11 protein-coding genes are annotated in these 13,900 nt (G+C 60.9%); 7 read left to right on the forward strand and 4 right to left on the reverse strand.

The genetic code is table 11. From position 1 onward, the window contains the following. Nucleotides 1-589: 589 nt before the first annotated feature. From Q1A87_RS21365 to Q1A87_RS21385, 5 genes are all read left to right on the forward strand, one after another. Nucleotides 590-1,243: a TetR/AcrR family transcriptional regulator gene (locus Q1A87_RS21365; RefSeq protein ID WP_299656259.1), complete on the forward strand. Its 654-nt coding sequence runs from the start codon at nt 590-592 to the stop codon at nt 1,241-1,243. An 85-nt stretch (nt 1,244-1,328) separates the two neighbouring features. Continuing rightward, nucleotides 1,329-1,847, forward strand: a complete 519-nt coding sequence (locus Q1A87_RS21370; RefSeq protein ID WP_299656262.1) for a DUF892 family protein — start codon at nt 1,329-1,331, stop codon at nt 1,845-1,847. Between the two features lie 75 nt (nt 1,848-1,922). Further along, on the forward strand, nt 1,923-2,630 hold the full coding sequence (gene nth, locus Q1A87_RS21375; protein ID WP_299656265.1) for an endonuclease III: 708 nt from the start codon (nt 1,923-1,925) through the stop codon (nt 2,628-2,630). Between the two features lie 70 nt (nt 2,631-2,700). Next, nucleotides 2,701-3,372: a DUF2461 domain-containing protein gene (locus Q1A87_RS21380; protein ID WP_299656268.1), complete on the forward strand. Its 672-nt coding sequence runs from the start codon at nt 2,701-2,703 to the stop codon at nt 3,370-3,372. Between the two features lie 5 nt (nt 3,373-3,377). Beyond that, nucleotides 3,378-4,724: an FAD-binding domain-containing protein gene (locus Q1A87_RS21385; RefSeq protein WP_299656271.1), complete on the forward strand. Its 1,347-nt coding sequence runs from the start codon at nt 3,378-3,380 to the stop codon at nt 4,722-4,724. A gap of 465 nt (nt 4,725-5,189) precedes the next feature. Here the strand turns inward: Q1A87_RS21385 and Q1A87_RS21390 are convergent, their stop codons facing one another. From Q1A87_RS21390 to Q1A87_RS21400, 3 genes are all read right to left on the reverse strand, one after another. Then, on the reverse strand, nt 5,190-7,112 hold the full coding sequence (locus Q1A87_RS21390) for a RiPP maturation radical SAM C-methyltransferase (RefSeq protein WP_299656274.1): 1,923 nt from the start codon (nt 7,110-7,112) through the stop codon (nt 5,190-5,192). An 8-nt stretch (nt 7,113-7,120) separates the two neighbouring features. Beyond that, nucleotides 7,121-7,573 carry a hypothetical protein gene (locus Q1A87_RS21395; protein ID WP_299656277.1) on the reverse strand — a complete coding sequence of 151 codons (453 nt, stop codon included), beginning with the start codon at nt 7,571-7,573 and terminating at the stop codon, nt 7,121-7,123. A gap of 637 nt (nt 7,574-8,210) precedes the next feature. After that, nucleotides 8,211-9,998, reverse strand: a complete 1,788-nt coding sequence (locus tag Q1A87_RS21400; protein WP_299656280.1) for a response regulator — start codon at nt 9,996-9,998, stop codon at nt 8,211-8,213. A 611-nt stretch (nt 9,999-10,609) separates the two neighbouring features. On the opposite strand from Q1A87_RS21400, the gene Q1A87_RS21405 reads away from it, so the two are divergent. Next, nucleotides 10,610-11,215 carry a recombinase family protein gene (locus Q1A87_RS21405; RefSeq protein WP_299656283.1) on the forward strand — a complete coding sequence of 202 codons (606 nt, stop codon included), beginning with the start codon at nt 10,610-10,612 and terminating at the stop codon, nt 11,213-11,215. A 177-nt stretch (nt 11,216-11,392) separates the two neighbouring features. Further along, entirely contained in the window at nt 11,393-11,788 is a 396-nt protein-coding gene (locus Q1A87_RS21410; protein ID WP_299656286.1) for an SOS response-associated peptidase family protein, read from the forward strand. Between the two features lie 400 nt (nt 11,789-12,188). Here the strand turns inward: Q1A87_RS21410 and Q1A87_RS21415 are convergent, their stop codons facing one another. Next, nucleotides 12,189-13,208, reverse strand: a complete 1,020-nt coding sequence (locus Q1A87_RS21415) for an IS110 family transposase (RefSeq protein ID WP_299656289.1) — start codon at nt 13,206-13,208, stop codon at nt 12,189-12,191. Nucleotides 13,209-13,900: the final 692 nt, after the last annotated feature.

Raw genomic sequence — 13,900 nt, forward strand, 5'->3', positions numbered from 1 at the left:
TTGAAATGCCGCGCCGCCTGCCGCCGGCTCATGCCCTCCGCACAGGCCAGCCGAACCTTCCGATACAAGTCCACGGTAAAAATCCTCCCGCCCTCCCTGCCACCAGAAAGGGCAAAAGTGGCCGACTTTTACGCCGCCCGCAGCAGGCTCATCCCGCCGCTCCCGTGGCCGACTTTTCCACCGCCGTTCTCAGTCGAGAGCAAGAGGGGCGAACCGGCGGACGAGCGACTACCTCACGGGGGTCACGCACCGCTTCGCGATGTCGCACGGGCGTCTCAGTTCGACCGGCGATCCGATCGTGCGGATGCACCATCCAACGCTGCGCGAGGCGGTCGATCTGGTCCGCGTCTGCCCGCATCTGGGGCTCGCGGGGGACAGGTGGCGGGGGTCGTGCAGGTAGCGCGGGGCGGGGACGTCATGTGAAGCTGCCGTTCGCTGCGCGATGTTGGAAGGTCAGCTCTGCGGGACTTTGCGGGCTTTCGCTGCGCGATGTATGAAGGTCCGGTTCAGCCGGATATACTTACAAAACTGTTCCAACTGTCAGCAGCGCGGTTTGCTTACCGATCAGCCATTGGGATAAACAAGCAATATGACCGTTCGAGACCTAGATGACGCCCGCCCGCGACGCGGGCGGCCCCCGGCACAGGAAGCCGGTCAAGCTGAAGAGCGCATCCTTGAAACGGCGACAACCCTGTTTCTCGCCGATGGCTTTGGCCGGACGACGCTCGATGCCGTTTCAAGTAAATCGGGCACCGGCAAATCCGCAGTATACCGTCGATACCCGGACAAGGAGGCGCTGTTTGCCGCCGTGGTGCATCGGTCGATCCAGGCGATGTTCGCCCCGCCGAAGGTGGCTCCGGCATCGGACCGGATGCAGGATCGGCTTCGCTCGGCCGGAATCGCACTGGTCGAAAACCTGCTGGAGCCACGGTGCATCGCCCTGATGCGCATCACGGCCGCCGAGGCGGAGAACTTTCCCGGCCTGGCCGAGATGGCCTATCGGACAAGCTTCGACGGATCGGTGCGATATGTGACAGCGGCGCTCGCACGCGATGCACCAAGTGAGAAACTGAGGCGTGCCGCGGAACGGTTTATCGAAATTGCAGTCCAGCCCCTGTCGTTTCAGGCCATTTTCGGCCACTCCCCTGCTGTCCTGCGCGACAGGGCCGAAGCGGATATTGAGGACGCCATCTTGCTTCTCGGAACCAAGGGCCTGCTTGCCGACCCGGATCGTCCGGGTTGAGGGAACGATCCGGCCCGGTTGCCGTTCTCCCTGTAATGGACTATATCGTCCATTAACTTGGAAACGCGAGACGACCGGAGGCTTCATGACCGAGGCAATCACCACCGACGACATCAGAACCTACTATATTGGGGCCCTGCATGCCCTGCGCTCCGCCAGCGAACAGGGCGAGGCGGCGGCGAACCATCTGAGGGACAAGGCACGGACCGAAGCAGTGCAGTCCGCCATCCAGGACTACGGAACGACAGCGAAAGCGCACAGCGACCGGATTGCGTCACTGCTCGACGCACTCGGCGAAGCGCCCAACGACTTCACGGACCGTATCATGAAAGGCATCGGAAACGGCACGCAGGAGATGATGCGCGCGGCACCTGAAGGACCGGCGATCGATCTGGCGGTGCTCTCGGGCGGCCGCACCGGTGTGCAATATTTGCGTGATGGCTTCGCCAGCCAACCGGTGACGTGCAGATCGATTGGTCTGGATGATCAGGCGGAGGTCTGGGCCGGGATGGCCGATGAGTGGCGGGAACTGAAAGATCGCATGAACGCGGTTTCGGCCGGGCTGTTGGACCGGGCAACGTCGGGACAGTCTGACGCGGCCTGATGGCCTCCAGGAGACTCCGATGATCGCGTGGCCTCATAAGGGCCACGCGATCATTATTGCGACGGGAAAGACAGAATGACAGCGGTCGCCGAAACCGAAAAAGATGACCGCAGCCTCTCCGATGAGAACAAGCACCGGCTGGTTCTGATCTATGGGGTCCTCGGCCGAACGTATCCAACCTTCGAGGAGACCGACGATCCATGGACGGCGAACGGTCTATCCGCGACGCCGTTTCACACGCTCGTCTCGACCTGCCTGTCCACCATGACGGTGACTGCCCGCGTGGTGAAGGCCTGCGTGCCGCTTTACGAAAAGGTGTCGAGCTTCGAAGACCTGGCCAGCCTCGGCGATGACGAGTTGCGAGAAATCATCAGACCGGTCGCACACTACAATCGCAAGACCGATCTGGTGAAGCGCATGGCGCGTCAGATCATCGACGAGCATGGCGGAGAAATCCCCCGGAACCGCGATGAGCTGATGGAACTGCCCGGCGTCGGTCGAAAGGTCGCCGACATCATGATGAACTTCGAGTTCTCGGAAGACAGCATCGCCGTCGATACCCATGTCCTGCGTGTTCTCAATCGCCTCGGCATCGTGAACACGACCTCAAGCGACAAGGCGGCCGACATCATCAACATTGAAACGCCGCCCCGCTTCAAACGCCATGCGCACGAATGCTTAATTCAGCATGGGATGAAGATCTGCGTGTCACGCCGCCCCAAATGCGACGACTGCCGCGTGACCCAGCACTGCGACTACTACGCGGAACACGAATGCACCTGACACGATGCGGACGTTGTTGCTTGCAAGTAGGGCCGCACTTTTCGGCTGTAAGGCAGCAAGGACACCAACGATGATCGATCCTCGCACGTTTGAATTCCTGTCTGGTTTGAAAACGAACAACACCAAGGAATGGTTCACGGACCATCGCGCTGACTATGAGGATGCGAAAGCCAATCTGGTCGAGGTCGCGGCAAAGCTGACGGTAGAGGTTGCCCGTTTTGACGAGGCGATTCGCCAGACAGGATTTGACCCGGCGATGGCCGTGACGCGGATGAACCGCGACATGCGATTTACCAAGGACAAGACGCCTTACAAGACCGATTTCTTTGTCATGGTCAGAACGAGCCCGCATTTTCAGCGGATCGCGGGCTATTCCATCCACATCGAACCCGGCGGCAGCTACGCAAGTGCCGGGATCTTCCGCACAGAGCGTGGCCCACTGTCCAAGATCCGCGACCGGATTTCGGGTCGCTTTGCGGAGTGGAAAGCCATCGTCGAAAGCCCAGAGGTCCGGCGCATGTTTCCGGACGGTTTCATCGCCCCGAACGTGTTGAAGAACGGGCCGAAGGGTTATGACAAGGACGACCCCGCGATTGAATACCTCAAGCTGGAAGGGTTCAGCCTTAACCACCGCATGACCGATGCGGAGATGTCCGCAGACGGCGCGCTGTCGGAGTGGGTCAGCGCTCATCGGACGGCCAGCCCGCTGGTGGAGTTCATCAACAAGGCCGTCGTGGGGTAACTTTCTTGAACATCCCCCATCCCCCCATTCCGCGCGGCAAGATGCTGGTCCTCCTCGCGGAAGACCTGCGCCTCGAAGACAATCTTGCATTCGCCATAGCGTCGGACACGGGCCGCGACGGGTTCGCCGTTCTGCGCGTTCAGCCAGAGGCGCGGGGACGCCCCACGCGCACCCGGCATCGGCATGAGATCGAAGACGCGGCCGAAGCGCGCATCGGCGAGGAACTGCGGCACAGCAGGATGCCCTTCGAGGTTTTGCGGCCCCACGACGACACATCGCTCGTGACGGCTTGCCGCCGATTGGGATGCACGTCTGTCATTCGCAATGCCGCTGATGGGATGGCGGCAGAGAACGCCCATCGGGTCGGATGGGAGCAGGAGCTGCACTCCGCACACATCCCTTTCCTGACGGTCAATGGTGAGATGATCCGCCGCGTTGGTCCTGGCGGCGCCAAACCGGACCAGCCATTTCTATCTGACGACCAGGCTGTCGCGCAGGAAAAATTGTCCGACGATCATCCTATCCGGCTTCTGCGGGACTTCTTGCGGGTTCTGCCCGAACGAAACTACCTCGCCGACATGTGGATCCCTGGCCGCGACCGGGTCAGCTCCAGCCAGCTGTCGACCCATTTTGCCGCCGGAACGCTCTCAAGCCACCGTGCGGAATGGGAAACCGCAAAGGCGGAAAAGCTCTGGCACGCTGCAAATCCTGAGAGGTCACGTTCAACCGAAGGGACGTCTTTCCGGCACTTCCGTAGCAGGATCGCCATGAGAACCGGCTTCCTGACCACGTTCTCCCGGTATAAGGACAAGCCATCTCGCGCTTCCTTGACGCCTGCGCAAAGCGAACGGCTCAGCGCCTGGCGGTCCGGAAATACTGGTATTCCGATGCCTGACGCCGCCATGCGGGAACTGAGCGCGACAGGCTGGATCAACTTCCGGCTGCGACAGCTGGTTACCTCATATGGTATTCAGCTGCTCCAGCTGCCCGCCGTAGAGGTCGGCGCAGCTCTGGCCGAACTGTTCGACGACTATGAGCCCGGCATCACATGGCCGCAGGTGGCGCTGAACGATGGCACATTGATGCAGGAGCGGGGTCCGCGGATCCTCAATCCTGTCAAGCAAGGCAACGATCTTGATCCATCCGAGGCGTATATCAGGCATTGGTTTCCCGAACTGGACTCCGTTCCGGCTGGCTTCGGGCACGAGCCGTGGCTCTGGTTCGACAATCCGTTGCCTGCTCCGTTGATCAATCACAAAGCGGCATTCCGCGACGCGCGCGCCAGATGGGGCAAACGTGACCAAGTGTTCATGTCACGCGATGATGTCCTGCGCACGCACGGTTTGTCCTGAAATCTTCTGCGTTCACCGCACATTTTAACACGAACCGCGGGAATCGACTTGAGCAAACACGACTTTCCGCCCTCTACGTCGAACATGCCGCAACTGCGTATGGCAGAAAATCACCATCGCTTGCGGCAATCCGGACAGAATCCTCTGGTCAGAATGGGATGGTCGAATAGGGTCGTTTTTTCACTGATGGCGCGACGTCCGAAATCACTCAATATTCTTGTGCCACAAACCCTTGGCAAAACTCCGCTTGGTTTTGGCAGGTTTTGTTGGCCACCTCCCGAAAACCGGACGTTCGTGCGAAGCGCAGCATCAGTTAAAGTGGGCTCGAACCGGTCCTTCGCCGCGCGCTGCCCGAACGACCGCTATCGGCTTAGCCGAGGTTTTCTCACCCTACCGCAAACGACACGACAAACTTAAACCCATTCTAGACCGCTCCAAATCGAACAATTGAAGACAGCCTTCGGCTTACCGGTAGATTGCCGTCCAGCGCTTGTTCCAGTTGCTCTCCACATGGGCATGCGCAATCGAGCCCGGTGTCGCGAGGCCGAAAATCTGAGACCCCTCACGCCAAAGTAGACGTTCTCCCTCGAGGCGCGCGAGCGCGTCCCGTACCGCTAAGGGATCGGCGTCGAACGTCTCGGCCGACGCCACGATCGCCTCGATCGTCACGGGCTTCTCGTCGCAAAGGCGATACACCCGGCTTTCCAGATTGGGTAGCGTATAGGTCCGCGGTCCGAGATGACGGGTATCGGTCACCTCCAGCCGGTCACCCAAATCGTCGACCGTCAGCAGGACCGATCGCTCCCGGTGCAGCTTTTTCCAGTGGTTTATCTGCCGGACCACCTTGCCATAGACGGCTGCCATCTCAGGCGTGAAATCGAAATAGCGCTCGAAATAATAAGCATAATCGTCGAGCAAGAATCCAGATTGTTCTAGGATGTCCTCGCTGAAAAGGACGTCGTAACTCGCATGATGTACGGGCTTGTCGCGGCACCCAAATGCGGACGCGTTCTCATGCATCGGCGCGAAGCGGGTGATGATCGCTTCCGTCCGGCTGACGGGGGGCGTGAAATGGTAAAGGAGCGGAAGCCTTTCGACCATTTCCTCGTAATCCGACAGGGTCTCTCCAGGTATTCCATAAAGGAAGTTGTAGTGGACGATGACGCGTTCGAGGAAGCCGTATTTCAAAAGCGCCACGTTTTGAATGCCGCTCACGCCCTTGTCCATCAATTTCAGGACGTTCGTCGAGAAGGATTCTATTCCGGGCTGGACTTCGAAGAAACCAGCTTTGGCCATTTCGGTCATCCGCTGGCCACTCTGGTTTGCCTTGATCTCGCATTTGAGCCGGAACTTCGGGTCAATGCCCGAAAGTTCCGGCATCAGCGTCTTGAAGTAAGTCTGCGGAAGAATGTAGTCGGAAAAGCGATAGGCAGCGTCACCGTATCTCTCACGCATGCCGTGCAGCATGCGCGTTACTTTCTCTCCGGACTTGTTTCGAAACTTGAGCGTTTCCTCGTCGATTCCGCAAAAGACGCAATGTTTGTGCTGTCCCCACCAACAGCCGCGGGAACTTTCGACAGGGTAGGTGTCGAAGGAAATCTCGATCTCATGGTCATTCTTTAGGCGCGCCAGGTCGGCCAGCCAGTCGTGGTAGTCCGGGTCCGGACTTGCCTCTAACATGAAGCTTTGCTGGGGACGCGGATCGGCATTCCGGACGAGGAGGCCGTGGATGTCCCGGAGATCGACGCGACCGACCGACGCCGCCGCCAGATCGAGGATGACCTTCTTGCCGTCGCCTTGCGCTACCCCATCGATCCATTCGAAGGATTCGAGCACGGTGCGGCCCGGCGGACCCTGCACCGCATACCCCCCTAGGACGACCATCGTTTGCGGCGACCGATGCTTGATGATCCGAGCCAGTGCGACCGACGCGAGGGTCTGGTCGAACATGCAGGTGAACCCGACGAGGGTCGGATCGTTCTCGAGCACCCTGTCGCAGCAGGCATTGAGGTATTCCGGCGCGACCTCGTCCCGAAACCTCAGAAGCATGTCCATGAGGGACGGTACCGTCTTGTACTGAAAGGCGGGCCGATCCTGTGCGGCATGCACGAAACATCGATCGATCAGGCGTTGTCGTTGCCTCTCGTCGAGGCCGGGCGAGATCTCCCCGGTGAACACGAACTCGTTCAGTCCCCAGAACTCGGCGACCGCGGTATAGGTCGGGTAGGTGACGAAGCGAAGGAGATCGCTGCTCGCGTGGATTGCCCGGCAGGCAATGTCATGCCGGCGCATTTGCGCGGTGAGGATGCCGAGCGCGAGGGACGGCTCCACGGCCGGGGCCCACGGCATGCTGACCAAGGTAACGACAGGGTCCATGACGACTACCATGCCCGGACTTACAGCTTCCGCCGGACGCCGGCGGACTGGTCAAGGACGAAGCCCTCCTGCGGAGCGCCCGCGGCGACCGCGATGACCACCGCCACCGCAATTACCGCCTCGACAGGACCTTCGACGGTTCCGGGATCGACGAGCTGCGTCCGGATACGATCGACCGCCGAGAGCGCGTCGTCGCTTACCCTAAGCCCGAGGCGCTCTATCGCCTCTTTGGGTGCGTCCGCGAGAAGGCGAACGTACCGACCGTCCTCGACGACCTTATTGTAGATATCGAGCGCTTCGTTTCGTGTCTCTTCCGGTATGTCGGAGAGACCACTGAAATCTTCCCTGTTCATTTCCACGTAGCGCTTCTCGATTTCGGGAAGCGATCGGATCAATATATCGCTTCGATCGAAATAGGAGCGTCTGGCTTCTTTTCCGAGCGCGTATTCGAAGGTAAGATTTGCAGGTAACATCAGCCATCCCCTAACCTTGAGGGTTCAACTAACTCATATGCAAAGGTACTCCCCTTTTTAAATCTGTCAATCGTATTCGTTGACTTTTAGACTGTGAGTTCACTTGTCGGAGACCGTTTACTTCTGACGATATTGCCTGAAGTGCCGCTTTCGGCGTAAAATGGCCGTCAGGTCGTATTCTGTCCAACGCTTCCTGAAAACGACCTTACTTCTTCGAATACTACGGTGATAAATTAGATGGGTCGCATGGGCAGGGAGATTTTCATGCGGCGTCTTTGTACTTTCTGCGAAATTTACAGCAGGGGCATCCGTGGTCACCGCTAAACCATGACGTTCAGTAGGGGTATATGTACGGTCAGGTAATCGACCGCTGACGGAATGCGATAATGGACCTTTATCGACAAGGATGCTGGCATAAGGGCCGGATTGGACATTGGCCAATCGTTGTCGAACCATGCCATCTGAAAGTCCGCAGCCATTTGGAAGCAAGCGGACTTGCAAGCTGATGCACTAGGCTTGGCGTCCGCGCTTCGGATACACATGCGCGACGCAGTGAATGGCGCCTTTCTCCATGACCGGAGTTGATCCGCTTTCGTGGGCACTCCGAGACTTCATCCGGAGGACCCACGATGTGCGGCTACCGCCCCGCCTGCGGAAAGGTTGGGTTCACGACTGTACTCCCGATCACTGTTCGAAGCGTACGAAGGTCGACAGGCTTCTGCAGGAACGGCGATCCGAGCTTCGCAAAGGTCTTCTCCCGGTATCCTTCCGAAGAATAACCGGACATAAGAATGACGCGGATATCGGGAAAACGCTGACGGATGCGGACCGCCAGATGATGACCCTGCATCTCGCCAGGCATGACGATGTCGGTCAGTACGACGTCGGGCAGCGGGCCGTCCTCGAGCGCCCGCAATGCCTCGACGGCGTCGCGCGCAAGGCGCACGTCGTGTCCGTCCAGTTCGAGCTGGTTCACCATGACCCGAGCCAGGGCCATGTCGTCGTCCACGACCAGGATCTTGTGACGCCACGCTGGCGCCTTCCTGCCCGCCTTGATCCCCTCCCCTTCGGCACGGGGGGCGCCTGAATAGACGGGGAAAGCCATGGTGACGGTGGTCCCATTCCCTTCGGTCGAGTCGATCCGCAACCCTCCTTTGGATTGCCGGCAGAACCCCGCGGCGGTGGACAGGCCTAGTCCGGTTCCCATGCCGACACTTTTAGTAGTGAAGAAGGGTTCGGTGGCTTGGGCAGCAATCTCGGGCGACATCCCGATCCCGTCGTCCTCGAAGCGAACCGTGACGTAGCACCCTGGTGGTAGGGTCTCCGCGTCCTGAAACCCGGATACAACAGCACCTTCCAACCGCTCGGTCCGGGTGACGACCTGGATCGAACCGCCGTTCGGCAGGGCGTCGCGCGCGTTGATGAGGACGTTCAGCGCCGCCTGCTGAAAGGCGTCGGGGTCGAGCTGTACTTGGGTGCGGCTCTTGTCGACCTCCTTCCGGATAGCGATGTTGGCGGGACAGAGCCGCCGGAACATCGTCAGAGCCGAGGCGATCTCCTCTTCGAGTACGAGCGGGATCGGGCAGAGCCGCGACTTGCGCCCGTAGGCCAGAAGCTGGCGGGTCAGCGCGGCCGCCCGGTTCGAGGCTTTGATCGCCTCCTCCACGTAGCCTTGATGGGTATTCTTGTCGGGATCCTCGTGGAGAAGCTGAAGATTGCCAAGAATGACGTTCAGGGTGTTGTTGAAATCGTGCGCGACCCCGCCCACGAGCGTGCCCAGAGCCGCGATCTTGTCGGATCGGGCTGCGGCCAGCTCTATCTTCTGGCGTCGTCTCTCGCTCTGCAGGTAGGCCGCTTCCGCCTCCGTGCTGCGCCGCTCCGCCCGGTTGGTCATGGCAGCGAAGCCCAACACGGCCGCCGCCGTGGAGGCGATGACGAGAAAGGTCAGAACAGCAAGGCGGAACTCCGCCGTGATCAGGTTCCGTTCCACGGCCTTCGTCGCAACCAGGGACAGGATCAGCGGCCCCATGATCGCGACAGGCAGAACCCGGCGCGCCATGACGCTGCCTGGCTCGCCTTCGAACAGGATCGCGATCCAACCGCATTGAGGCGCCATTAGCAGCAGTGCAAGAAACACGGTGGCGTAGCCGAGCGCTGTGTGCAGAGCCATCTGCGTATAGAGCGGGTTGTCGTAGAGGGCCGAAGACCCCAAAAGATAACCGATCAGCGGAACCATCGTAATGATCAATCCGATCGTGTCCGATACGATCGGCGCCCGGTCCTGGCCGTTCGTGCGAAGCGCCAGGCTTGCACTAAGCAGGAGTGCACTTGCGATATTTGCGAGGGACATTCCGTCCCCGTGGCGCAATGTCTCCGGGGTCAGTCCGGCCGTCTGTTCGAGCACGATCACGCCACCCAGGATCACGGTCGCCGCAATCGGTTGCCAGCGTGGCCAGCGCCGATGAAGTGCGAGAGCACCGAACCCTCCCGTCGCCAATGTCAGGGCGGTGGCCGGGACCATTGCCGGATAGTGAGGCGCAATCCGTCGAACAGCGTCGACGTCGAAGGCCCAGCCGAAAACGAGCACGCAACACGCGCCAACCATCGCTACAGCTGAAAAGATCGTTCCGAACCAACGCGAGGCTGTCCGATCTCGACCAGGAACCACCGGTATGCAAGGCATCGAAATCTACCCTACGATCTCCGCAACGCAAGGTTGTGGCATAGCCATACTAAGAGTTCGGACTTTGTCCATACGTCTGGATGAACGTGAGGGCGTTGAAGACAAGGTCTGTGCCTCGCGAACAGGCGGCACCTCAACCCTGTCGGACGCATCTACTACTCCACCTCCACGATGATCTGCGTGCCGACCTCATTTGCGCAGGAGACCGGCCTCGTCCGAAAGGACGCGGGATGAAACCCGTTCTCGAGACTGCCCGAAACCGAACGGTTTTGAACGTCCGCCGGGAACAGTGTTCAAAAGCCTGCAGTAAACTCTTATGAGCATGTTCAAAACGAACGGGGGATTTCGCCACCGTGGCCCGCACCTTTGCCTACCTTCGCGTCTCGACTGCTGGACAGACGACCGAGACCCAGAAGCAGCAAATCGCGACCGCCGGGATCGAGGTCGAAGACTACCGCATCATGGCCGAGACGATCTCGGGCAGCGTCGAGGCGATGAAGCGTCCAGGCTTCGCGCGGCTCGTCGACCGGCTCGAGCCCGGCGATTTGCTGGTGGTCACGAAGATGGACCGGCTCGGGCGCAACGCGATCGATGTGATTTCCACCATCGAGCGGCTAGGCGAGATGTCGGTGCGGGTGAAGAGCCTCGACCTGGGCGACGCGGACCTGACCAGCGCCGCGGGCCGGATGGTGACGCATATCCTGAACGTCGTCGCGCAGTTCGAGCGGGACCTGATCCGGGAGCGGACGCAGGCCGGCGTCGATCGGGCCCGCGCGCAGGGCAAGCGGCTTGGCCGACCGCCGGTCCTCGACCCGGAGCGGCGGGCCGAGATCGAGGCGGCGTTGAAAAAGGGCGAGGTGATCGCTGCCTTGGCGCGACGGTTCGGCACCAGCCGAATGACCGTTCAGCGCATCCGCGACCGCCGTGGTAAGGTAAACGCACCGGCCGAGGAGACCTAAGCCACCTGCAACCTGTACGCGCTGACGAAGGGCCAAGCCGCGATCCCGAGATCGCCGGGGTGCAGAGGGCCGCGAGCTCGCCATGATGCGATGGGGGACGCCGTCGCCCGCCTTCGCGCTGAAGAACCGCAAGACCGATCCAGGCATGACGAACATCCGCAACACGAAGTCGCCGCATTGGCGCCGCCCGAGTATCGCTGCCTCGTGCCGCTGACGAACTTTTCCAAGTACGAGTCCACCGAAGACGGCAAGGCTCCCGTCTGGTTCGCCCTCGAGGAGAGCCGCCCGCTCATGTTCTTCCCCGAGCTCTGGACCGAATGGACGTCGGTTCGGAAGATGAAGGAGGGCGAGACGACGAACGATCTCTACGGATCCCTGACGACGACCCCGAACGACGTGGTCGCCGAGATCCATCCAAAGGCGATGCCGGTGATCCTGACGGAGAGGGACGAGCTGGATGTCTGGATGCGTGCACCTGTGGAGGAGGCCTTGGAGTCACAGCGGCCATTACCGGACGGGGTGCTCAAGATCGTGGCGCGTGGGGATCGGTCAGAGGGCCCGGCGGACGTCTGAGCGTCAGGCCTTGAACCTGACATGCGGAGCCCGATCAACGAAAGCGGCGAGTGATTAGCGCTTCTGAAGGTCCGCTTCCGATCCAGAAGAGTGCTTGGGACCTGTATGGATGGCCCCTTGGCATGTATGGATGGCCCCTTGGCAAGAGCTTTGTTTGATCCGGCATATGGTCGGTCGCGGCCATGTATACGGCGTCTGAGATGCAGCGATTTTACAGCTGCGCGCCCTGATGAAGTCAGCCGGCGGTCGGGTCCCGATCAATGGCGCGCGCTCGGAGGCGCTTCGGTCCAAACTGGGTGTCCCGTTCTGCATGTTACCGTCTCTATGCCATCACCTCACGCTGCGCCTCACCATCTCTGGGCCTGCCGGTCCAAGACCGGCGCGGCTGGTCTCTTGGGTCTCAGGCTGGGGCGGCTCGGTAGCTCCCGCCACGGGCAATCAGTGCCCAGATCGTCCGGGCCATGCGGTTGGCCAGCGCGACAGCGACCACCTTCACGGGCTTGCGGACGAGCATCCGGTCGAGCCAGTCCGGTGCCTGGCCTGATGCAACCTCTCGACGTCCTCGCCGCGCGCTGATCTGGGCCATTGCGCCGAGGTAGAGCAACCTTCGCAGGTATCGATTGCCTGCCTTGGAGATCCGCCCAAGCCTCTCTTTCCCGCCACTGGAATGGGCTTTCGGCGTCAGGCCGAGCCATGCCGCGTAATCGCGTGCGCTGCGGAAGGCGGCCACGTCGGGGGTGGTGGCCGCAAACGCGCTGGAGGAGATCGTGCCCACTCCGGGCACCGTCGCCAGTCGGCGCGCCAGCGCGTCTTCGCCCTGCATCTCGCCGATCCGCGCGGTGACATCTTCGATCCGAGCCTGTGTGTCGCGCAGCTGATCGGACAGCATATCCAGGGCCGGGCGCGCTGCATTGGGCATGTCGCAGGCGGCGTCGAGAAGGCGATCGACGTTGTGGATGCCTTTCGCCACGACGACCCCGAACTCGCCCAGGTGCGCGCGGATCGTGTTTACGATCTGCGTCCGCTGCCGGACCAAGAAGTCCCTTGCCTTGTGATCGAGCAGGGCTGCCTGCCGCTCCGCTAACTTCACCGGCACAAAGCGCATCGTCGGGCGCGTCACCGCTTCGCAAATGGCTTCGGCATCGGCGGCATCGGTTTTACCCCGCTTCACGTAAGGCTTCACATAAGCGGGCGGCATAAGACGGACTTCATGGCCAAGGCCTGCCAGCTCCCGCGCCCAGTGATGGGCCCCGGCGCAGGCTTCCATGCCTACAAGGCAAGGGCTAAGCCGGGTAAAGAACACCAGAACCTGCGACCGACGCAACTGACGGCGGCAGACAATCGTGCCCTCCGCGTCCACTCCGTGAACTTGGAAGACATTTTTGGCCAGATCGAGGCCGACGGTGGTAGGTTGGTCCATGGATGGCTCCCCTCAGGTGCGTGCTTCACAGACCCACCTTGGCACAACGCGATGCCGCTGGCGGGGCCATCCACACCATCAATGGCAGATGGAATGGTGGCCGCAGATAACCGAACCGGCTTCACGAATTCCAAAGCTTGATGGGCCATCCTGAGGGCAGATGTCGGTCCGACGAAGATACAAGCCCCGGGGAAACGTCGTTCCCATGAGACCGCGCCAGCGGCGGCGGCACGCTGTGCCTCGCAAATCGTCCGGCTTGATACCTGCCGCACTTTTGTTCGCGGCTGTGACGGTCGGTGTCGCTTTCAACCTCGACGATCTGGTCTCGGGTTTACGGCAGGCATCCTGGGGGCCCAAGACGCTCGGACCAGAAGCAAGCTATCAGGATGGCCGTGCCTTGCGGGGTCAGGTCAGCCATGTGCGGGATGGTGATACTGTCGAGGTGGCCGGTATTCCTGTTCGTATCGCTAATCTGGATTGCGATGAACGAGGCACGGCTTCGGGTGAGCGTGCAATGGTCCGGATGCGGCAGCTTGCCAGCACAGGGCCGTTCGCTTGCCGTCTCGAAGGCCGCATGTCCTATGATCGACAAGTGGGCGTCTGTGCGCTCTCTGACGGATAGTGTCCCACCCTGTGGTGTAGGAGGCCGCGCGCGGAGCCTTTGGCTCGGCGCAGCGTGCGGCCGGGCTGGT

It is taken from the genome of uncultured Jannaschia sp., from assembly GCF_947494055.1.
Taxonomy (GTDB): Bacteria; Pseudomonadota; Alphaproteobacteria; order Rhodobacterales; family Rhodobacteraceae; genus Jannaschia.

Coding starts and splice junctions, on each gene's coding strand:
- Q1A87_RS21365 (WP_299656259.1), top strand. CDS start 590: ATGACCGTTCGAGACCTAGATGACGCCCGCCCGCGACGCGGGCGGCCC.
- Q1A87_RS21370 (WP_299656262.1), top strand. CDS start 1,329: ATGACCGAGGCAATCACCACCGACGACATCAGAACCTACTATATTGGG.
- nth (WP_299656265.1), top strand. CDS start 1,923: ATGACAGCGGTCGCCGAAACCGAAAAAGATGACCGCAGCCTCTCCGAT.
- Q1A87_RS21380 (WP_299656268.1), top strand. CDS start 2,701: ATGATCGATCCTCGCACGTTTGAATTCCTGTCTGGTTTGAAAACGAAC.
- Q1A87_RS21390 (WP_299656274.1), bottom strand. CDS start 7,112: ATGGTAGTCGTCATGGACCCTGTCGTTACCTTGGTCAGCATGCCGTGG.
- Q1A87_RS21395 (WP_299656277.1), bottom strand. CDS start 7,573: ATGTTACCTGCAAATCTTACCTTCGAATACGCGCTCGGAAAAGAAGCC.
- Q1A87_RS21415 (WP_299656289.1), bottom strand. CDS start 13,208: ATGGACCAACCTACCACCGTCGGCCTCGATCTGGCCAAAAATGTCTTC.